Source organism: Methanosphaera sp. WGK6, assembly GCF_001729965.1.
GTDB lineage: Archaea > Methanobacteriota > Methanobacteria > Methanobacteriales > Methanobacteriaceae > Methanosphaera.
On sequence record NZ_JRWK01000004.1, the window covers coordinates 114,264 to 137,100 of the forward strand.

General features: G+C 29.2%; 12 protein-coding genes and 1 tRNA gene. 7 read left to right on the forward strand and 6 right to left on the reverse strand.

All coding sequences use genetic code 11. From position 1 onward, the window contains the following. Positions 1-61: 61 nt before the first annotated feature. The gene (locus NL43_RS03270) at positions 62-10,603 is read right to left on the reverse strand and encodes a carboxypeptidase regulatory-like domain-containing protein (protein WP_069592623.1); all 10,542 of its coding nucleotides are present in this window, start codon (positions 10,601-10,603) and stop codon (positions 62-64) included. A 367-nt stretch (positions 10,604-10,970) separates the two neighbouring features. Between NL43_RS03270 and NL43_RS03275 the strand changes: the two genes are divergently transcribed. After that, positions 10,971-12,158 (forward strand): ATP-binding protein, encoded by a 1,188-nt coding sequence (locus tag NL43_RS03275; protein ID WP_069592624.1) that lies wholly within the window; start codon positions 10,971-10,973, stop codon positions 12,156-12,158. A gap of 182 nt (positions 12,159-12,340) precedes the next feature. Here the strand turns inward: NL43_RS03275 and NL43_RS03280 are convergent, their stop codons facing one another. Continuing rightward, positions 12,341-15,070, reverse strand: coding sequence for an Ig-like domain repeat protein (locus tag NL43_RS03280; protein ID WP_069592625.1), 2,730 nt, complete (start codon positions 15,068-15,070; stop codon positions 12,341-12,343). Between the two features lie 46 nt (positions 15,071-15,116). Between NL43_RS03280 and NL43_RS08280 the strand changes: the two genes are divergently transcribed. Beyond that, on the forward strand, positions 15,117-15,293 hold the full coding sequence (locus tag NL43_RS08280; protein WP_158005548.1) for a hypothetical protein: 177 nt from the start codon (positions 15,117-15,119) through the stop codon (positions 15,291-15,293). A 206-nt stretch (positions 15,294-15,499) separates the two neighbouring features. Here the strand turns inward: NL43_RS08280 and NL43_RS08285 are convergent, their stop codons facing one another. Together NL43_RS08285 and NL43_RS03285 are read right to left on the reverse strand one after the other, a co-directional pair. Beyond that, positions 15,500-15,640, reverse strand: coding sequence for a hypothetical protein (locus NL43_RS08285; RefSeq protein WP_158005549.1), 141 nt, complete (start codon positions 15,638-15,640; stop codon positions 15,500-15,502). Positions 15,641-16,075: 435 nt separating this feature from the next. Continuing rightward, the gene (locus NL43_RS03285) at positions 16,076-16,549 is read right to left on the reverse strand and encodes a flavodoxin (protein WP_069592626.1); all 474 of its coding nucleotides are present in this window, start codon (positions 16,547-16,549) and stop codon (positions 16,076-16,078) included. A gap of 170 nt (positions 16,550-16,719) precedes the next feature. On the opposite strand from NL43_RS03285, the gene NL43_RS03290 reads away from it, so the two are divergent. Next, complete coding sequence (locus NL43_RS03290) at positions 16,720-18,141, forward strand: nicotinate phosphoribosyltransferase (protein ID WP_069592627.1); 1,422 nt, start codon at positions 16,720-16,722, stop codon at positions 18,139-18,141. Positions 18,142-18,722: 581 nt separating this feature from the next. Here NL43_RS03290 and NL43_RS03295 read toward each other — a convergent pair. After that, on the reverse strand, positions 18,723-19,877 hold the full coding sequence (locus tag NL43_RS03295) for an MFS transporter (protein ID WP_069592628.1): 1,155 nt from the start codon (positions 19,875-19,877) through the stop codon (positions 18,723-18,725). 186 nt (positions 19,878-20,063) lie between these two features. Between NL43_RS03295 and NL43_RS03300 the strand changes: the two genes are divergently transcribed. The 3 genes from NL43_RS03300 (at position 20,064) to NL43_RS08485 (ending at position 20,914) form a co-directional block, all read left to right on the forward strand. Next, a tRNA-Asn gene (locus NL43_RS03300) sits at positions 20,064-20,136 on the forward strand. Positions 20,137-20,267: 131 nt separating this feature from the next. Then, entirely contained in the window at positions 20,268-20,585 is a 318-nt protein-coding gene (locus NL43_RS08480) for a DUF6198 family protein (protein WP_256365387.1), read from the forward strand. Positions 20,586-20,587: 2 nt separating this feature from the next. After that, positions 20,588-20,914, forward strand: a complete 327-nt coding sequence (locus tag NL43_RS08485; RefSeq protein ID WP_256365389.1) for a hypothetical protein — start codon at positions 20,588-20,590, stop codon at positions 20,912-20,914. Between the two features lie 158 nt (positions 20,915-21,072). On the opposite strand, the gene NL43_RS03310 is transcribed toward NL43_RS08485, so the two are convergent. Beyond that, on the reverse strand, positions 21,073-21,453 hold the full coding sequence (locus tag NL43_RS03310) for a hypothetical protein (protein WP_069592629.1): 381 nt from the start codon (positions 21,451-21,453) through the stop codon (positions 21,073-21,075). A 191-nt stretch (positions 21,454-21,644) separates the two neighbouring features. Here NL43_RS03310 and NL43_RS03315 point away from each other — a divergent pair, with 191 nt between their 5' ends. Beyond that, complete coding sequence (locus NL43_RS03315; protein ID WP_069592630.1) at positions 21,645-22,820, forward strand: NAD(P)/FAD-dependent oxidoreductase; 1,176 nt, start codon at positions 21,645-21,647, stop codon at positions 22,818-22,820. The last annotated feature ends 17 nt before the right edge of the window (positions 22,821-22,837 follow it).

Consider the following 22,837-nt stretch of genomic DNA (forward strand, 5'->3'; position numbering starts at 1 on the left):
GTTTATTAAAAAAAATATAAAGAAAGTGTGAAAGTTATAATTAACTTCATGATTCACTTTCTTATTCTATAATTGTTAAAATATTTGTCGTATTCCTGCCTGCAAGATATGCTTGTCTTTCACCAGATACAATCATAATATCATTAAATGTTTTAAATTTAGAAGCATTGATATTACTTAAATCAATAATTCCATTTACAACTTTAAAGTATATTGGAGTATCGTTTGCATCTTTTACAGTAACATTATTTACTTTTACACAAATCTTGTTTACTCCTTTAACGAGATTTCCATTATAATCAGTTATAGTACCAGTTATTTTGGTTATTGTTTTTGTGGAGTTGTTAATTGTTACATTAGTAAATTGTATATTTATTGGTGATTTTTCCACGTGGAATATTGTAGTATTTCTACTATCTGGATAGAATATATCATTTTGATATACTGCCTCTACTGTGTAGTTACGTAAACTATTGTTTCCATCAACACTTGCCATTCCAGCAGGTACATGATATGTGTATGTTGCAGTATTATTTACTACTTTTACACGTGTTGCATTACCAGTTTCATTTTTAATTGTTACACCATTTACTTTGAATATTACATATCCTTCTTCATTTATAGCAGTTGTGTTTACTCCATTAGGAGTTGTATCACGTAGTACTGCAGTGAAATTAATATCTACATCTTGATTTGTAGACTCTACAGTTGTTACTGTAAGTTCTGCTCTTCTTTTAGTAATTTGTGCTGTTGTAATTTCTGAAACATTTGCTTCATAATTACGTGCACCACTATATGATGCAGATAGGTTTTTTGCATTACGTAAGTATAAATCAGCTGTTAATGTGTAAGTCACGGTTCCATTTACTACACTGAATTTAAGTGGGTTTGCTGTACTGTTAAATGATCCATCACTTCTTAGTGTTTTACCATTTAATTTAAATACTAGGTTTCCACCATTTACAACATTACCATACATATCAGTTACATGAGCAACTAATGTAATATTTTCACCAATAATACCAGTTACACTATCTACTACAACAATAGTAGAACGTTTTATTACTTCAGTATCACTAGTTGCACTAGATTCATAATATGTATCATTTCCAGAATAGCTTACATTTATTGTATGATTTCCTACTGGAAGTTTTATTGTTACATTATATGTACCCATTTCATCAGTAGTAGTTATAACATTACCATTAGGACTTGTTATAATTACAGTTGCACCTGAAATAGAATTTCCTTCTTCATCAACAACTTTACCAGTTACAGTAGTTCTATTTCCAACCGTTGTATTTTCAATAGGCTCAATTGTAATAATTGAATCTATTTTTGTTACATTGAATGTTGTAACATTACTGCATGGATTATAAGTATCATTACCCTCATAGTTAACAGTTACATTATTTATTCCAACAACACTAGTTGTGTAATTAGTTTTATAGACTCCATCTTCTGTAGTTACTTTAGCTACTTCTACTCCATTTACTGAAATAATTACTTCAGCATCAGTTATTGTTTCACCGTTTTCATCAGTAAGTACACCAGTGATTTCTACTGTTTTACCTACATCTACAGATTCAATAGGATTAACTGTTATGCTTGAGTTAACTTTACGTACTTTGTACTCTGTTTTATTACTACTTGGGTTGTAGGTTCCATTTCCATTATATGTAACTTCTACTGTTTTATCTCCTTCTAGAACCTCAGAAATAGTTACTTTATATTCACCATTTTCATTAGTTGTAGTAGAGTATTTTTTACCCTCTACTGTTACTGTTACGTCCACATCAGAAATAGGGTTACCCTCTTCATCAACAACTTTACCAGTTACAGTAGTTGTACTTCCAACAGTATTATTTTCAATAGAATCTACAGTAATTACTGTGTCTATTTTTGTTACATTAAATGTTGTAGCTATTTTACTTGGGTTGTAAGTTCCATTACCTGCGTAATTTACATCCACTGTATTTTCTCCTACAAGAATTGTGGTATATTCAGTTATGTATACTCCTTCACTATTTGTAGTTACTTTAGCTACTTCTACTCCATTTACTGAGATAATTACTTCAGTATCAGTTATTGTTTCACCGTTTTCATCGGTAAGTACACCTGTAATTTCTACTGTTTTACCTACATCTACAGATTTGATTTGATCAACAGTTACACTTGAGTTAACTTTACGTACTTTGTACTCTGTTTTATCACTACTTGGGTTGTATGTATCATCACCATTGTATGTAGCTTCAACAGTTACATCTGTAGCTATTTTTTCTTCAACGGATACTTCGAATTTACCTTCATTATTAGTAGTTACAGTATATTCTACTCCATTTACTGTTACTTTTATTGTAGCATCGGAAATTATGTTATTTTCTTCATCTACGAGAGTTCCAGTAATTGTGGTAGTTGCACCTACTCTAGTATTTTCAATAGAGTCAAGTTTAATTACTGTATCTATTTTAGTTACTTCAAAGGTCGTAGTTGTTTTACTTGGGTTATATGTTCCATTACCTTCGTAAGTTATATCTACAGTGTTTTCTCCTACAAGAATTGTGGTATATTCTGTTGTGTATACTCCTTCACTATTTGTAGTTACTTTAGCTACTTCTATGCCATTTACTGAGATAATTACTTTAGCATCAGTTATTGTTTCACCGTTTTCATCGGTAAGTACACCAGTGATTTCTACTATTTTACCAACATCAACAGAGTTAATTGTACCGACATCTACCGTAGTGTCAAGTTTACGTACATTATACTTAGTTGCATTAGTACTTGGATTATATGTATCATTACCAGCATAGGATGCTGTTACTTCCACATCACCAGATCTGTTTTCATCTAAGGATAATTCAAACTTACCTTCACTATTTGTAGTTAGAATGTATTCCACACCATTTACTGTTACAGTTATTTTAGAATTAGAGAGAATATTTTCTTCTTCATCTACAAGTGTTCCAATAATTACTGTTGTTTTTCCAACTGTAGTATTTTTAATAGAGTCTAATTTAATTACTGTATCTATTTTAGTTACTTCAAAGGTCGTAGCTGTTTTACTTGGGTTGTAAGTGCCATTACCTTCATAATTTATGTATACATTATTTATTCCAACAGTATTTGTAGTATATTTAGTTGTATAGATACCTTGTGTATTTGTGATTACTTTAGCTACTTCTACTCCATTTACTGAGATAATTACTTCAGCATCAGTTATTGTTTCACCATTTTCATCAGTAAGTACACCTGTTATTTTAACAACTTTACCTATATCTACAGAGTTAATTGTGTTAACTGTTATGGTTGTATCAAGTTTACGTACATTGTATTCTGTTTTATCATTGCTTGGGTTGTATGTATCATCACCAGTATATGTAGCTTCAACAGTTACATCTGTAGCTATTTTTTCTTCAACAGATACTTCGAATTTACCTTCATCATTAGTAGTTACAGTATATTCTACTCCATTTACTATTATAGTTACTTTAGAATTAGAAAGTACATTTTCTTCTTCATCTTTAAGTGTACCTATAATTTTAGTGGTTGCTCCTACTGTTGTATCATCAATAGAGTCAATACTGAGTACTGTATCTATTTTTGTTACTTTAAATGAAGTGGTAGTTTTACTTGGATTGTATGTACCATTACCTTCATAACTTACATCCACTGTATTTTCTCCTACAAGATCCGTTGTATATTCAGTTGTGTATACTCCTTCACTATTTGTAGTTACTTTAGCTACTTCTACTCCATTTACTGAAATAATAATTTCAGCATCTGCTATTGCTTCATCATTTTCATCAGCGAGTACACCTGTTATTTTAACAACTTTACCTACATCTACAGAGTTAATTTGATTTACTGTTACTTTTGTGTCTAGTTTACATACATTGTATTCTATTTTATCACTACTTGGATTATATATGTCGTTACCATCGTATGTAGCTTCAACAGTTACATCTGTAGCTAATTTTTCTTCAATGGATACTTCAAATTTACCTTCATCATTAGTAGTTACAGTATATTCTACTCCATTTACTGTTACTTTTATTGTAGCATCAGAAATTATATTTCCTTCCTCATCTACAAGTGTTCCAGTAATTGTAGTAGTTGCTCCAACTACAGTATCTTTGATAGAGTCAAGTTTAATTACTGTATCTATTTTAGTTACTTCAAAGGAAGTAGTAGTTTTACTTGGATTATATGTACCGTTACCTTCATAAGTTATATCTACAGTATTTGTACCAACAAGACTAGTTGTGTATTCAACACTATATACTCCATTTTCATTAGTTTTCATTGTTGTTAATACTTCACCATTTACTAAAATAATAATTTTAGCATTATTTATGGTTTCATCATTTTCATCAGTAAGTACACCTGTAATTTTTACAGTTTTACCTACATCTACAGAGTTAATTGTGTTAACTGTTACGGTTGTATCAAGTTTACGTACATTATATTCTGTTTTATCACTACTTGGATTATATGTGTCGTTACCATCGTATGTAGCTTCAACAGTTACACCTGTAGCTATTTTTTCTTCAACAGATACTTCGAATTTACCTTCACTATTAGTAGTTGCAGTATATTCTACTCCATTTACTTTTATGGTTACTTTGGAATTAGAAAGTACATTTCCTTCTTCATCTTTAAGTGTACCTGTAATTGTAGTAGTTGCTCCAACTACAGTATCTTTGATAGAGTCAAGTTTAATTACTGTATCTATTTTAGTTACTTCAAAGGAAGTAGTAGTTTTACTTGGATTGTAAGTACCATTACCTTCATAATTTATGTATACAGTGTTTTCTCCTACAAGAATTGTGGTATATTCTGTTGTGTATACTCCTTCACTGTTTGTAGTTACTTTAGCTACTTCATTACCATTTACTGAAATAATTACTTCAGCATCTGCTATTGCTTCATCATTTTCATCAGCAAGTACACCTGTAATTTCTACAGTTTTACCGACATCAACTGATTCAATTTGATCTACTGTTACTTTTGTGTCTAGTTTACGTACATTGTATTCTGTTTTATCATTGCTTGGGTTGTATGTATCATCACCAGTATATGTAGCTTCAACAGTTACATCTGTAGCTATTTTTTCTTCAACAGATACTTCAAATTTACCTTCACTATTAGTAGTTGCAGTATATTCTACTCCATTTACTTTTATGGTTACTTTGGAATTAGAAAGTACATTTCCTTCTTCATCTTTAAGTGTACCTATAATTTTAGTGGTTGCTCCTACTGTTGTATCATCAATAGAGTCAAGTTTAATTACCGTGTCTATTTTAGTTACTTCAAATGAGGTTGTAGTCTTACTTGGGTTATATGTTCCATTACCTTCGTAAGTTACATCTACAGTATTTTCTCCTACAAGAATTGTGGTATATTCAGTTGTGTATACTCCGTCACTGTTCGTACTTACTTTAGCTACTTCATTACCATTTACTGAAATAATAATTTCAGCATCTTCTATTGTTTCACCATTTTTATCAGTGAGTACACCTGTAATTTCTACAGTTTTACCGACATCAACTGATTCAATTTGATCTACTGTTACAGTTGTATCAATTTTACTTACTGTGTATTCAGTTTTATCATTGCTTGGATTATATGTATCGTTACCATTGTATGTAGCTTCAACGGATACCTTTGTAGCTAGTTTTTCTTCAACAGATACTTCAAATTTACCTTCATTATTAGTAGTTACAGTGTATTCTACTCCATTTACTGTTACTTTTATTGTAGCATCGGAAATTATATTTCCTTCCTCATCTACAAGTGTTCCAGTAATTGTAGTAGTTGCTCCAACTACAGTATCGTTAATAGAATCTAATTTAATTACTGTATCTATTTTAGTTACTTTAAATGTTGTAGCTGTTTTACTTGGATTGTATGTTCCATTACCTGCGTAATTTACATCTACAGTGTTTTCTCCTACAAGAATTGTGGTATATTCTGTTGTGTATACTCCTTCACTGTTTGTAGTTACTTTAGCTACTTCTTTACCATTTACTGAAATAATTACTTCAGCATCTGCTATTGCTTCATCATTTTCATCAGCGAGTACACCTGTTATTTTAACAACTTTACCTACATCTACAGAGTTAATTTGATCTACTGTTACTTTTGTGTCTAGTTTACGTACATTGTATTCTGTTTTATCACTACTTGGATTATATGTATCATCACCAGTATATGTAACTTCAACAGTTACATCTGTAGCTAGTTTTTCTTCAACAGATACTTCGAATTTACCTTCACTATTAGTAGTTGCAGTATATTCTACTCCATTTACTGTTACTGTTACTTTGGAATTAGAAAGTACATTTCCTTCTTCATCTTTAAGTGTACCTGTAATTGTAGTGGTTGCACCTACTGTTGTATCATCAATAGAGTCAATACTGAGTACTGTATCTATTTTTGTTACTTTAAATGAAGTGGTAGTTTTACTTGGATTGTATGTACCATTACCTTCATAACTTACATCCACTGTATTTTCTCCTACAAGATCCGTTGTATATTCTGTTGTGTATACTCCTTCACTGTTTGTAGTTACTTTAGCTACTTCTTTACCATTTACTGAAATAATTACTTCAGCATATGCTATTGCTTCATCATTTTCATCAGTGAGTACACCTGTAATTTCTACTGTTTTACCTACATCTACAGAGTTAATTGTGTTAACTGTTACGGTTGTATCAAGTTTACGTACATTATATTCTGTTTTATCACTACTTGGATTATATGTATCATCACCAGTATATGTAGCTTCAACGGATACCTTTGTAGCTAGTTTTTCTTCAACAGATACTTCAAATTTACCTTCATTATTAGTAGTTACAGTATATTCTACTCCATTTACTGTTACTTTTATTGTAGCATCGGAAATTATATTTCCTTCCTCATCTACAAGTGTTCCAGTAATTGTAGTGGTTGCTCCTACTGTTGTATCACCAATAGAGTCTAATTTAATTACTGTATCTATTTTAGTTACTTTAAATGTTGTAGCTGTTTTACTTGGATTATATGTACCGTTACCTTCGTAAGTTATATCTACAGTATTTGTACCAACAAGACTAGTTGTGTATTCAACACTATATACTCCATTTTCATTAGTTTTCACTGTTGTTAATACTTCACCATTTACTAAAATAATAATTTTAGCATTATTTATGGTTTCATCATTTTCATCAGTGAGTACACCTGTAATTTCTACTGTTTTACCTACATCTACAGAGTTAATTGTGTTAACTGTTACAGTTGTATCAATTTTACTTACTGTATATTCAGTTTTATCACTACTTGGATTATATGTATCATCACCAGTATATGTAGCTTCAACAGTTACATCTGTAGCTAATTTTTCTTCAACAGATACTTCGAACTTACCTTCACTATTAGTAGTTGTAGTGTATTTTACTCCATTTACTTTTATTGTTACTTTAGAATTAGAAAGTACATTTCCTTCTTCATCTTTAAGTGTACCTGTAATTTTAGTGGTTGCTCCAACTACTGTATTGTCAATTGAATCTAAATTGAGTATTGTATCTATTTTTGTTACTTCAAATGAAGTAGTTGTTTTACTTGGGTTGTAAGTTCCATTACCTGTGTATTCTATAGTTACGGTGTTTTTTCCAACTAGACTAGTTATGTATTTTGTTTGATAGAATCCATTTTCATCTGTTTTTACTGTTGTTAATTCTTTACCGTTTATAGAGATTATGATTTCTGCATCTGAGATGAGGTTATTATTTTCATCAGTGAGTACACCTGTAATTTCTACTGTTTTACCAACATTAACTGTATTAATTTGATTTAGTGTTACTTTTGTGTCTAGTTTATGTACATTATATTCTGTGTTATCAGAACTTGGTTCATATTTATAGTCACCATCATAATCTGCTTCAACAGTTACACTACATTCTGCTTTTTCTTCAACAGGTACTTTAAATTTACCTGTATTATCAGTAATTACTTCATATTCAACACCATTTACTTTTACTGTTACTTTAGAATTAGAAATAATATTTTTATATTCATCAGTGAGTGTTCCAGTTATTACTGTTGTTTTTCCAACTGTGGTGTCTTTAATAGGATCTATACTGAGTACTGTGTTTATTTTTATTACTTTAAATGTTGTTGATTCTTTAGTTGAGTAGTATTTGTTGTTTTCTTCAAATGCTACATCTACTTTGTTTTCTCCAACGGTTGTTGTTTTGTATTCAGTGTAGTAGTATCCATCTTTATCAGTAACTACTGTGATTAATTCTTCATCATTTACTGATATTTTTATGTTTGCATTTGGAATTGCTCTGCCTAGTTCATCTGTGAGAATACCTTTAATTTTAACTGTTTCTCCTATTTTTACTGTGTTTATAGGTTCAATTGTTATTGTTGTAGCAAGTTTTTCTACATTGTATTCTGCTTTTTTAGAGCTTGGATTGTATTTGTCGTTACCATTATATGTAGCTTCTACTTTTACTATTCCTGATTTGGTTTCTTCTATGGTTAATTGGAAGTTACCTTTATTATCAGTTGTTACATCGTATTTTTCATCATTTATTGTTATGGTTACTGGTACATTTGATGAGATTATGTTTCCAAATTCATCTGTGAGTTGTCCAGTTATTACTGTTGTTTCTCCAACATATGTGTTTTCAATAGAATTTAAAGTAATTTTGGTATTTAATGGTACAACTTTAAAGGTTGAATCATTTTTACTTGGATTATATATTGTATTACCTTTGTAGATTACTTGTATTGTGTTTGTTCCAAGATTATCTGCAATGTCGATTATACTATATGAACCATCTTTTCCAGTTGTTACTGTATCAACATATACATTATTTACATATATTTCAACATCTTCTCCAGCTAGGATTCTGTCATGTTCATCATATAATACTCCACTAATTGTGATTGGTTGATCTACTGTGGTAGTTTCAATTTTATTAATTGTTATATGAGTTTCAAGAATTACTGTAACTTTACTATTAAATACGTCTGATTGGTAGTGTTTCTCTTCTGATGTGTATACAAATTCAATATCACTAGTGTCATCTAAATTTAATGTGAGTGTTGCTTCTCCATTTATAACAGAACCTGTTCCTATTATTGAACCGTCACGGTATGCAGTAATGGTTCCATTTCTTACAGTATCATTATATACTTCACGTAATGAGATAGACACAGTTACTTCACCATTCTTCTTAATAAGGTAATCTTGTTCTTTAAATTTAACTTCGAGTAAGTTGTTTATGTATTCATTATCATGGATTATGAGCGTTGCAGGGTCTTCAGTATCATCTAATAATATGTCATTAGAGTCATCTGTGTTGTTTTCAAACAAGTTGTTTGTTATTACTGCATTACCCTCATTTCCAATTACATAGCTAGAACTATCTGTTACATAACTATTGTTTACTGTGTTATTATTAAAGGTAAGATTTCCTTGGTTGAATAATAATCCATTTTTAGTTGCACTACTGTTTGATAAGGTAGTGTTTGTTATAGTTAGGTTTCCACTATTGTAAATGGTTCCCCCATTTTCTTCTGCTTTATGAAGCTCGAATTCACTATCTTTTATACTTATATTTCCACTATTTACATATATTGCTCCACCATTTTGTGCAATATTATTGTAGAAATAGGAATCACTAATATTTACATTTGAGTTATTAGAGTATATTGCTCCACCATTGCCTGTAGCATTGCCTAAAGCAAACACACTACCTTCAATTATACTATTAGTGTTATTAAGATATAATGCTCCACCGTCCCCTGTATTGGATCCTGTGGTTGTAGCATTATTATAAGCAAAAGTTGTGTTAATTAGAGTTAAATTACCATTAGTTGAATAAATAACTCCTGAATGTGCATTATTAAATTGAATATATGAATTTATTAATGTAAGAGAACCTTCATTTGTAATTACACCACCTGTAGTACTATTACCATAATAGAATATTACATTAGATATGGTTATATTGTAATTTTTACTAATTTCTAGTATGCTAGTACTATTTTCTCCACTGATAACAGAATTTGTTCCCTCTAGACCTACTATACTAAATCTAGTAGCTTGGGTAATTGAGGATGTTTTTATAGTTCCCATACCTAAGGATTCTAGATTATAATAATAAGCATAACCTTGCTGAGTACTTCCAATTAATACTATTGTATCATCATCTCGTACCATTCTTAAAGCTCTGGCTAAGTTAGTAGGATTATTTCTATTATGTCCATCACTCCACCCATTTGGTTGCACATATATTGTGTTTCCCGCGAGTTTGAGTGATTTATTGTTACTTATTTTTGAAGAGGAATTTATGGATTTTGTTATCTGTGTTGATGTGTCATCATTATTACTTGATGTTGTTTGTGATACGTCACTATCCCCAGTTTCTAGATTTTTAGTGACTGTATCTATTATAACGGTATTATCTGAACTTGTATCATCTACTGATACTGTACTAGTAGTGGTTATGTTACTATTTTCTGTATCTGCAGCTGAGAAAGTTCCCAGACTTACAATTATTAAAATAAACATCAAGAATAGACAAATATATTTATATTTTCTATTCATTACGTATATACCTCTTTTAAATGTTTAAACATATATTTTTTTTACATACTCATTAATATGTAATATTTTAATCCATATTAACCATATATTTCATAAAAATTAAAATATATTAAATATATATAAATTTTTCTTATTATTTAAATTTAATGTCATTAAATGGTGATAAAAACCATTTAAAAAGAAATCTAGAACATTATATAATATATTATAAACATATTATCTCTTACTATATAAATAATACATCACTTTTCTTTACTAGTTTTTAAAATATATTATAAAATACAATACATAAAAAAAGTAATATAAAACATAATACATAAAATAAAAAAATATACACGTTTATATAAAAAAAGGAAATTGAATTAAAATGACAATAGCTTGGGGAACAGATACAGAATTAAATGATACAGAATTCTATAATAGAAAAAATGACATAGAATTACTATCCAATATATTAAACAGTAGCCAATATGGATCTACACCTACTATTCTACTTACAGGAATTAGAGGTGTAGGAAAAACAGCACTAATTAAAAAATTAAAAAAAGAATTTGATAAAGATTACCTTGTAACATACATAGATTTTGGAACATCATATGCATATCAAACAGGAAAACTAACACGAAAAAGTATAATGGAATTAATTTACCATGAAATAATAAAATCATGTAAAGAAGCAGGATTACAAACAATTGATAAAAAAATTGAAAAATTTTTCAAAACCCAAAATTTCAAAGTAAAAGAAATAATAGATTATAAAGGAATACCCTTACCAATACCCGAAACAGAGCAAGATTATAGTAAATTAGCCAATTTTGTAATGGATTTACCACAAAAAATATATGAAGAATATCATGAAAAAATAAAAGGTGTTTTCCTATTTATTGATGAATTTCAATTAATTAAAGAGTTAGATGAACCTATAGATAGTTTTTTATGGTTTTTTAGAAGTAAAATACAATCTGAAAAAAATGTAGCATACATAATCTCAGGTAGTATGAGTCTAAAAGATAATCTTATTGAAGAAATTGCTGGAAAAAATGGTGCATTTGGAGGTAGACTATTAACAGTTCTTATTGAACCTTTTACAAAAAATACTACTATATCCTATTTAAAAGAAAATGCACCTTATCTTAACTTCACCAAAGAAGGTTTTAATCAATTTTACACATGCACCCAAGGTATTCCATTTTATATAAACACTTTTGCTAAAGTACTACCTCCTGATAAAACATTAGATAAAGAAATACTTATCACTGAATTTGAAAGTGCATTAGATTTACTTGCAGTTCATTTTATTAATGCATGGCTTCAATTAACTCTCCAGGAACAAAGAATAATTATATCCCTCATTGACAAGTCTAGAAAAAGAATTGAAATAGCAAATGAATTAGGTGTTACTAGTGGATCTTTAAGTAAATCTTTGAATAACTTACAAAATAAGATATTAATAGAATTTTCGGATAATAAATACAAAATTAATGACCCCATTCTAAAATTATGGCTTAAAAAAGAATATAAACGAAAAGGCCATTACCCACATAAAATCACATGAAGAAATTAAACCTTCTTAAATTCTTTTAGATATAATAATAAAATAAAAAAAAAGTATCTATAAAAATTAAATTAATCAAAATATTTTAAAAATAAGATATTAGAATTCTAGTTAACATTATAAAAGAAAAGTAATGGAAGTTATTGTATTAAACAATTTTTACTTCCACTTATTTACTTTTCCTAGTTTTTTATTGTTAGTTCTGTTGTGGTATTTCTACCTTCTAGGTATGCTTGTCTATCTCCTGATACTACCATTACATCATTAAATGTTTTTGCTTTTGTTACATTTACATCTTTGATGTCTATGATTCCATTTCTTACTGTGTAGAAGATTGTGTTATTTTCTGCATCTCTTATTGTTGCATTATTTACTTTTACACAAACTTTATTTACTCCTACTAGTAGGTTTCCTTTGTAATCTGTTATGTTTCCTGTTATGTTCATGGTTTTTGTTGTGTTGTCTATGATTACTTTTGTAAATTGTATGTTTATTGGTGATTTTTCTACGTGGAATACTGTGGTGTTTCTTGTATCTGGGTAGAAGATATCATTTTGGTAGACTGCTTCTACTGTGTAGTTTCTGGTATTGTTTTTTCCATCGTCACTTGCCATACCTATTGGTACATGGTAGGTGTATTTTGCTGTGTTATTTTCTACTTTTACTTTAACTACTTTTCCACTTGCATCTTTAAGTGTTACTCCATTTAGTTTGAAGATCACATATCCGTCTTCATTTATTGCTGTCATGTTTGTTCCATGTGGTGTTATATCTTTGAGGTGTGCGGTGAATTCTATGTCTACATCTTGTTTTGTTGTGTTTATTGTTGTTACTGTGATTTGTGCGGTTCTTTTTGCTATTTCTGCGGTTGTAATATCAGATGTGTTTGCTTCATAATTGTAGGATCCACTGTATGATGCAGATAAGTTTTTAGCATTTCTTAAGTATAAGTCTGCTGTTAATGTGTAGGTTACTACTCCATCTACTACTTTGAATTTAAGTGGTGCTTCTGTACTATTAAATGATCCATCATTTCTTAGTGTTTTACCATTTAATTTAAATACTAGGTTACCACCATTTACTTTATCACCATAAATATCTGTTACATATGCAGTTAGGGTGAATTGTTCACCAATAACACTTTTAACTGGATTTATTATGATAATTGTAGCTCTTTTTTCTACGTTGAATGTGGTTTTATTTGTGCTTGGATTGTATGATTTGTTTCCATTGTAATTTACAGTTACATTATTTGTTCCTAGAACTTTTGTAGTGTAGTTTACACTGTATTTTCCATTTGCATCTGTTATTACTTTTATTGTTTCATCATCGTTTACTGAAATGGTTATTTCAGCATTTGGTACGATGTCATTATCTTCGTCACGTAATTCTCCTTGTATTTCAACGTTTGAACCTATTTTCACGGTGTTGTTTGTTATCACAGTTATTGTTGTGTCTTTTACTATTTCTATGTATGCTGTTTTGTTTATTGGCTGGTAGCTTTTATCTTCTGAGATGTATTCGAGTATTATGTTGTTCTCGAATGTTAAGCTACTTTTTGGTATTGTTACTGTTACGTTTCCATTGTTTACTGGGAATTGTTCTGTGTAGTATTCACCATTTATGTTTACTTTCACATACCCGGTTCTTACTGTGTCATTGTATACGTTTCTTATGTTTATTGTGTAGTTTAATGTGTATATGTTATCATTTAATGTGATTGTCACATCATCAGGACTGCTTGTTTCAAGATAGTTGCTTATGTAGATGTTATTTGTAGTGTTTTGTGATGAGAAGTCATTAAATAACATGTCTCGTTTAAAGTCGGTGTTATTATAGAAGCTGTTTCCAGTTACATTTATATTTGTACTTGTTTCACTGTATACTACGTAACTGTTTTCATCACTTACTGTATTGTTAAATACGTAGTTTTTATCGAGTATTGTTGATCCATTGTTGTATATTACTGATGTAATTCCATTAGATGATGTTATGTTGTTTGCATTAATTGTAGTGTTACCAGTTAAGGTGTATATTGTAGCACCAGCATCTGCAGTGTTACCTGCTAAGATATTGTTGGTTATTATAACAGTACTGTTATCATTTGCAACTGCTCCACCACGTGTTGCATTATTACATGTTATATTGTTACTAGTTATGTTGGTACTTCCGAATTGACTAGCAATAGCTCCACCATAAATACCAGTGTTGTTTACTAGTTGATTACCCTCAATTACGGTTATACCATTTTCATTAGCAATAGCACCACCATTAGTAGCATTATTACAAGTCATGGTGTTGTTTATGATGTTACCAGAACCAGCCATAATTGCAACACCAGCACCATTATATGCAGTGTTGTTAATCATGGTATTATTAGTTACATTGGTAACTGCTGTTCCATAAACTCTGGTTCCACCAACTGCTCCACCATTGGTAGCATTGTTGTTAATGAAAGTGTTATTAGTAACAACAGTTCTGGAATCTACATTACCAACAGCACCTCCACTTCCAGCAGTGTTATTAGCAAAATAGGAGTTATCCACAATAGATAAACCACCAGAATATGTACCGACAGCACCACCAAAAGCGGATTCTAACTGAACATTACTGTAAGGATCATCTGTTTTACCGGTAGCATTAGCTTTGTTACCAGAGAAAGAACTGTTGAAAATTCTGGTTATAGCTGAACTACTGTATGTTGCAACTGCTCCACCATATGATGATGGTCCACTGACTGTGTTGTTAATAAATGTACAGTTAATTATATCAACAAATCCATCATTGTTAGTAATTGCTCCTCCAAGGTTACCGAATAATGAATTTCCACTTACTGAATTGTTCTCAAATGTACAGTTATTTAGTGTTAGATATGTATTTCTGTTGTAGATTGCACCACCATAAGCATACATTAACATACCCCATCTTGTGTTTTGATATCCTTTACCGTTGGTAAATATGATATTGTTTATGGTTATGTTACATAATGATGAACTAGTTCCTATATTATACCATATAGCAGTGGTACCTTTACCTTCAAAGATAACTGTTCCATTACCAATTACGTTTAATTTGAAATTAGCACATCCTTCATATGATGTGTATATTAATCCAGTAGAATATTTACCTTCTTGAACAATAATGTTTGTATTGTTAAATTGATTTTGATTATATGGGAATTTTGTAAATACTGAATCAAAATCATATGCTGTTTCTGGTGTTAAACCATCATTAGTTGATTTACCATCTACTGCTACATAATATGTTTTTTTATCTTCTGTAGCTGTATCATCATCTTTTTTTATACTTTTAGTATTTGCTGAATAGTCAATTTCCTTATTTTATATTTTATTGCTAGTTGAAACTGTTGTTTCAACATTAATTACTTCACTATCTATAGAACTCACTGAATCGCTACTTATATCACTAGTTGAATTACTAGAAATATCTGTTGCTGATATTGTTGAAAATCCTAATACCATTATGAATATTAGCATTACAAATAAGATACTTTTTGAGTGAGTTTTTGTAATAAGCTCGCCTCCTTATTAATGTAAATAATTAAAAAAATAATTATTTAACAATTTCTTTTGTGTATCTTCTTATTAATAAAGGTTATTATAATTTTTAAAGGAATTTAATTCATGTTATTTGATAATTAGTTTATTTAAAAATAGTTAATGGTAACTTAGAGGTGGTAAATGACATTTATTTGGAGTTATTTTTTTTATTTAATTGTATTGTCTTTTAAATTATGATGAGTATAATGATTATTTTAATATTTGTCTATAGGGCTATTGTAAGAATTATTTTATGAAATTAAAGTATAAATAAATGTTTAATAAATAAATGAATAGTTTTATAAGAGTATTATATGGTTTATTTTAAAAATTAATGAGGAAGAAGATTGTATGAATTTATTGTTCGATAAATTCTTTAAGTTTACCTATGTCTTCTCTTCCTGTTAATCTTTCTCCGTTTTTCCAGTTAATTTCAGGGTATTCTTGGGTTATTTTTGTTTCTACTTCGTTTATTCCTGTTCCACCAGATGTTACAAATATTTTAATTGTTTTATTAGTAAAATTATTATTTTCTAGGAATGTTTTGATGATTGCTGGTGCTGTATACCACCATACTGGAAATCCTAGAATTATGTTGTCATAGTTTGTTATGTCTATGTTGGATGCTATTTCTGGTCTTATGTTGTTGTTTTCTTTTTCTTGTGTTGTTCTGCTGTTTGAGTCATTCCAGTTTAGATCTGCATTTGTATATTCATCTACTGGTTTTATTTCATAGATGTCATCATTGTTTATTTGTGCTAGTTTTTGTGCTATGTTTTTTGTTACTTTATTTGTACTTGCTGAGAAGTATATTATTGCTGTTTTTGTCATATTTTATTTAACTCCATATTTTATATCTATAGATTTTAATTTTAAAATCCATATATATAAGATTATTTTTCAATATATATAAATATATCTTAAGATAAAATACTATTAAAAAAAAATTAAATTTAAACACCTGAAATATAATAAAACTAGAAATAAGAGGGAGTGAAGACATGATAGAAAATAATATTTGTTTATTAACTGATAGTTACAAGGTAACCCACCATTATTTTTATCCAGAAAATACTGAGAAAATATATTCATATATGGAAAGCAGAACTGGGTCTGAATTTAATAAAACAATATTTTATGGCTTACAATATATTATAAAGAAATATCTTGAAGGTCAAGTTGTAACAGAAGAAAAAGTATATGAAGCAAAAAATATTATAGACCAACATATTGGTAAAGATATATTTAATCTAGATGACTGGTTATACATTGCAGATAAACTTGAAGGAAAACTACCAATTGAAATAAAAGCAGTTAGTGAGGGAACACCTGTAGATATTAGTAATGTATTAATGACTGTGGTAAATACTGATAAACGATGTTATTGGCTACCAAACTACTTAGAACCACTACTGTTACAGGTATGGTATCCATCCACAGTAGCAACATTATCTGCAGAAGTACGTAAGATGTTTGATTTCTATCTTAATGTTACCTCATCTAGTAGAGATAACCTTGAATTCATGTTACATGACTTTGGTTATAGAGGTGCAAGTTCCACTGAATCAGCAAGTCTTGCAGGTTCTGCACATCTTCTAAGTTTTTCTGGAACAGATACAATACCAGCACTAAGTATACCAGAAAACTATTATAATTCAAAAGAATTATATGGTTATTCAGTTCAAGCTACAGAACATAGTGTTATGACAGCTCAAGGTATTAAACATGAAATGGATCAAGCAATAAATGTTATAAAACATGCACATGATGGTATTCTTTCAATGGTTATTGATAGTTATAATTATAAGAATTTCCTAGTAAATGCATGTAATAGTGAATATGAACTTAATAGTTATATTAGAGCATTTCTTGAAAGATGTGATACAAATAAAGTAGTATTTCGTCCAGATAGTGGTGAACCTATATCCACTACTATTGATTGTCTAGAAATTATTGGAGAAGGATTTGGTACAACACAAACCAGTAATGGTTATAAAGTATTTGATGCTAATGTAGGTCTATTATGGAGTGATGGTCTTGATTACAAGGTTATACGAGATATCTTATTTAGTATGAAATCCCAAGGATGGGCTGCTGAAAACATAATATTTGGTATGGGTGGTGGATTACATACTAGTGTTAATCGTGATACTCAACGTAATGCATTTAAATCATCAGCTCAACAAAGAAGTGGCGTATGGTATGATATATTTAAAAAACCATTAGATAGTAGTAAGAAATCCAAATCTGGAAGATTTAAATTAATTAGAGAAAATAACATATATAAAACGGTTCCAATAGATTCTGAAGGTATTGATTGTTTACAGACAGTTTTCAGAAATGGAGAACTTTTAGTTGATGATAGCTTTGAAAACATAAGAAGTAGAGCAAGAAGTTATATTAGTCATCCAAAATTAGTATAAATACATTATTTATTTTCCCCCATTTTTATTTTTTTATCTATAAATTCTCTTATTTTAAACAATCTTAGAAATACCTGAAATATAATTATATAATTAATAAAAGTTATACTAATTTCCCCAAATATTTAAACATTATATAATCAATATTCTAATAAAACTATAAATAGTATAACACATATATTATAATTATAAAAATATTAAGAATTAAATTCTTAAAAATTAAGATGTGTGGTGTTAAAGCATGACTATTAAAAAAACATTTCTAAGAAAAATGATATTAAAATACAAATTATAAAAAAAATATTGAATAAAAGACTATTATACAGAAAAAAGTATTATCTTTAATTCATTGATAAATTTAATAGTATTTCTATACTATTTAAATAAAAATTCTTTCTAAAATTATTTTTTTTATTGAAAATAATCATTTTTTACTTCTTTTTAAATACATAATACTTTCATAAATTATTATTAAAATAATTCTTCAATAATTGTTTAAAATATAAAAAAGAGAAATATAGAAGATTATATGGTGATTAGTATAATTAAAATTTCTAGTTTAATTATATAACTAGATTATTCTAATTTGTAGCATACTTCTGTACTCTTATTGTTAGTGCTATGAATGTTAGTATAAACATTACTATTGATAGTATTATTATATATTGTACTCCACTACTTATTACTATTAGTCCAGCAAGGGTTGTTCCAATTGTTACTCCTATATTTCCCATACTGAGAAATACCCCATTTGCAAATTCAGGTGCTTGTGGTGCTGCTGAGACTATCCAGTATTGTGCTATGTCATTTTCTATTCCTGCAAGTAGTCCCCATAGTGCCATGATTATTATGGTCGGTATTGTTTGTTTACATACAATAAAGAGTATTGCTAGTAGTATCATCATGATAAATGGAAATGTTAGTACTGTTTTGTTTGTGTTTTTTGTAAGTAGTTTAGATCCTAGCCAGTTTCCTATGATTGATGCTACTCCGTAGATAAATAGTGTTATTGTTAGTTGTATTCCTATAATATGTGTCATTGATGATAAGAATTCTGATATGTATCCATATGATGCGTATAGTGCTCCGTTTAGTAGTATTACTCCTATTGATGATGCTATGAATATTCCTGTTTTTGCTACTGATACTTGTGAGCCATATGATTGTTTTTGTCCAGGTAGTTGTGGAAAGAGAGTTATTGTTCCTATTAGTGCTATTAAGTTTACTGTTGTAAACCAGAGCATTGCTGCTTGATATCCCATGTAATTTGCAAATAGTGTTGTTATAGGTACTCCTATAATCATTCCTGCACTTACACCCATTATTACTTTGGATACTGCATCTTGTTTTTCTTCTTCTGGTACTATTTCTGCAGCTACTGTTAGTGCTAGTCCACAGTATACTGGATGTACAAATGCGGGTATTATTCTAAATATCAGTGCTAGTGTGAAGTTTTTGGTTAGAGCACTTAGTATTGTGAATATTACAAATATTGTTAGTACGAATGTGAATGTTTTTTTACGTTCAAATTTACTAAATAGTAATGGCATAAATAACGCTGATATTGCTATTATTAGTGCAAACATGCTTACAAATAGTCCTGCTTGTGCTATGTTTATGTTGAAGTATTGTGCTGCTTCTGGTAGTATTCCTACCATTCCCATTTCTGTACTTAGTATTCCGAAGGTTCCTAGTACTAGTATTGCTATTATTTTGTTTGTTTTGTTTTTTTCCATTTTTCATCTCCTTAGTGTAATAATGATATTATTTAATAGTTATCTTATAAAAGTATAGTATTATGTATGTAAAAAGAAGTATATAAAGACATACAAAATAATACAACTCATTAATAAAAAATGTAATAGAATTAAAGAAACCTTTATATAGTATAAAAAACAAAGTATGAAATAGAATTATATTATGCCGTCGTGGCTCAGTAGGTAGAGCGTTCGGCTGTTAACCGATTGGTCACAGGTTCAAGTCCTGTCGACGGCGCTAACAATAAATTCTTTTATTTTTTTAAAAAAACTTTACTAAAAACTAATAATTTAACAATAAGATAATACTATCTTCAAAAAAAAATTAAATTATATGAAAATAAACTATTTACTTTTAGAGATGACTTAATGAATATATATGAAAGACTACTTCGCTATATACTAGGACTATTTATCATAACAGTTGGTATAGCATTTTCATTAAAATCAAACCTAGGATCATCACCCGTTAGTACAATACCCTACACACTAACAGTAGTATGGAGTGTAGAAATAGGACAAGCAACAATATTATTCCAATCAACACTAGTTTTAATACAAATAATACTACTTAGAAGAAAATTCCAACTACGAAACTTAGGACAAATAATTGTCGGAATACTTTTTGGATATTTCACAAGTTTTTCAGTATACATATATCATTTATACCAGAATCTACCACAATAACAATCTCATTAATATATATGATAATAAGCATTGTATTAATAGCACTAGGATTATTTACATACCTACCACCTAATCTAATACCACTACCAGTAGAAGGAGTAACACAAACAATAGCACTAGTAACAAAACAACCATTTCCAAAAATAAAGGTAGGATTTGATACAACAGTAGTAGCACTATCTCTCATAACATGTTTAGTCATGATAAAGTCCCCTGGAAGTGTTGGTGTAGGAACAGTAATATCAGCACTACTAGTAGGAACTGTACTTAAATACATAGTAAAAATATTTGAATACTTCAAAGGATACAATCCACTAGTAATAAAATAGTTATAAAAAAAAATAATAGAAAAAATTTAATCTTCCTCTTCCTCATCTTTTCGAGCACGTTCTTTTTTCTCTTTTTCAAGTTCAGAATCCTTGATTTTATTAAGTAATTCATTAACCTTATTCATAAAGATAAACTCCATAAACATGAAAGTAATATTTTAGATTTTTAAACGTTTAACATACAAATAGGATTGATGAGCAATACTTACACCATACTGTATATCTACCTTACTTGTAATATTATATGAAACAATATCTACACCACCACGACCATTAAATGCATCAACATCACATTTACTTGCAAAGTCAACAACACGTTCATAAGGCATGTCAATAGCAACACGAATATGATCATCTTCTGGATAAATTTTCACAAAATCCATATCTCTTATCTGGTATGATATATATTCATCAGTAATATTTTCAACCATACTAAGAGTAAATTTTTTAATTCTATCCATTTCCTGGATAAGTTCTTCTCTAAGGGGATAATTTTCATCATTTAATATTTCAGTTACACTCTTATCTTGATAAGTCATTATTAATCACTCTTTAATATATTATATGAATTTCATAACATAAAAATATTTTAATCACAACATACAAACCAGTTAAAAATCTATTTTTAATATGATGACACCTATACTAGATGACTAATTTTTATAGAAAAAATGGGCTTGTAAAAAAAGATATAAAAAGTAAAAGACAAATAAAATAACAAAGTGATAAAATGAATATAGAAACAGAAATACTAATAATAGGTGGAGGAATAGCAGGACTATGTGCAGCAAAAGAAGCAACCACCTATCAAGCAAAAGTAATGCTCATTGATAAAAAAGAAAAACTCACCACCCCACAAACAGAATACATAACCAAAAAATCACTAAGACAACTAAACATAAAAGCAAACCCTGACTGGATAATCAAAGAAACCAAGGGATTTACACTAAATGTACCAGATAAAACAAAAATAGTACTAGATGAAGAAAATGTAGCACTACCAGAACCAGCATACATCGTAAATCTAGATAAACTAACAAGAGATCTTCAAAAAAGTGTAGAAAATAATATAACAATAAAACTAGACACCACTGCAACAAAAATATCCAGACAAAAAAATCAAGTACAAGTAACAATAGAAGAAAACGGTACCACAAGTACAATAACAACAGACATACTCATCATAGCAGAGGGAACCGAAAACAACCTATCAAAACAAGTAGAACTTGAATATGACAATACACCAGATAAAACCAAAACACTCATACAATACGAGATAACAAGTAGTGATGTAAAATCATCTGATATGATAGATATGTACTATGGAAGTTACTCCCCTGGTGGTTATGTATGTGTCATGCCAAAAGATGAAAATACACAATACATTACAATGGCCACACAAAACAATAAAACTAACAAGACACAACAACACATGGAAGACTTCATAAAAAATCAATTAAAAATAGATGATTATGAAATAAACAATAAACTAATAAAAGAAATACCAGGAAATGGTGTAAGTAGAGAACGTGTACAAGACAATATTATACTAACAGGAGATGCTGCAGGATTTATAAATCCATTAACCAATATGAAGATAGATGCAGCAATAGGCTCAGGTACATATGCAGGAATAGTAGCATCAAATCTTGTATTTGATGGAGACTACCAAAAGGAATATGTGAATAAATTCACAATGTATACAGATATGCTGATAAATGAGGACTTCACAAGATACAATGAAACAAGAAAATTCCTACAATCACTAACAGACGATGATTTAAATATCATGGCCAGAGAATTACAAGAAAACACAATATATGAATCAGATATAGATAATATTATAAGAGCCATGATAGACTACTGTTCTAAGGCAAGTCTACAACTAAAAACACTATACAGATAACAAGGGAAATGATTTTC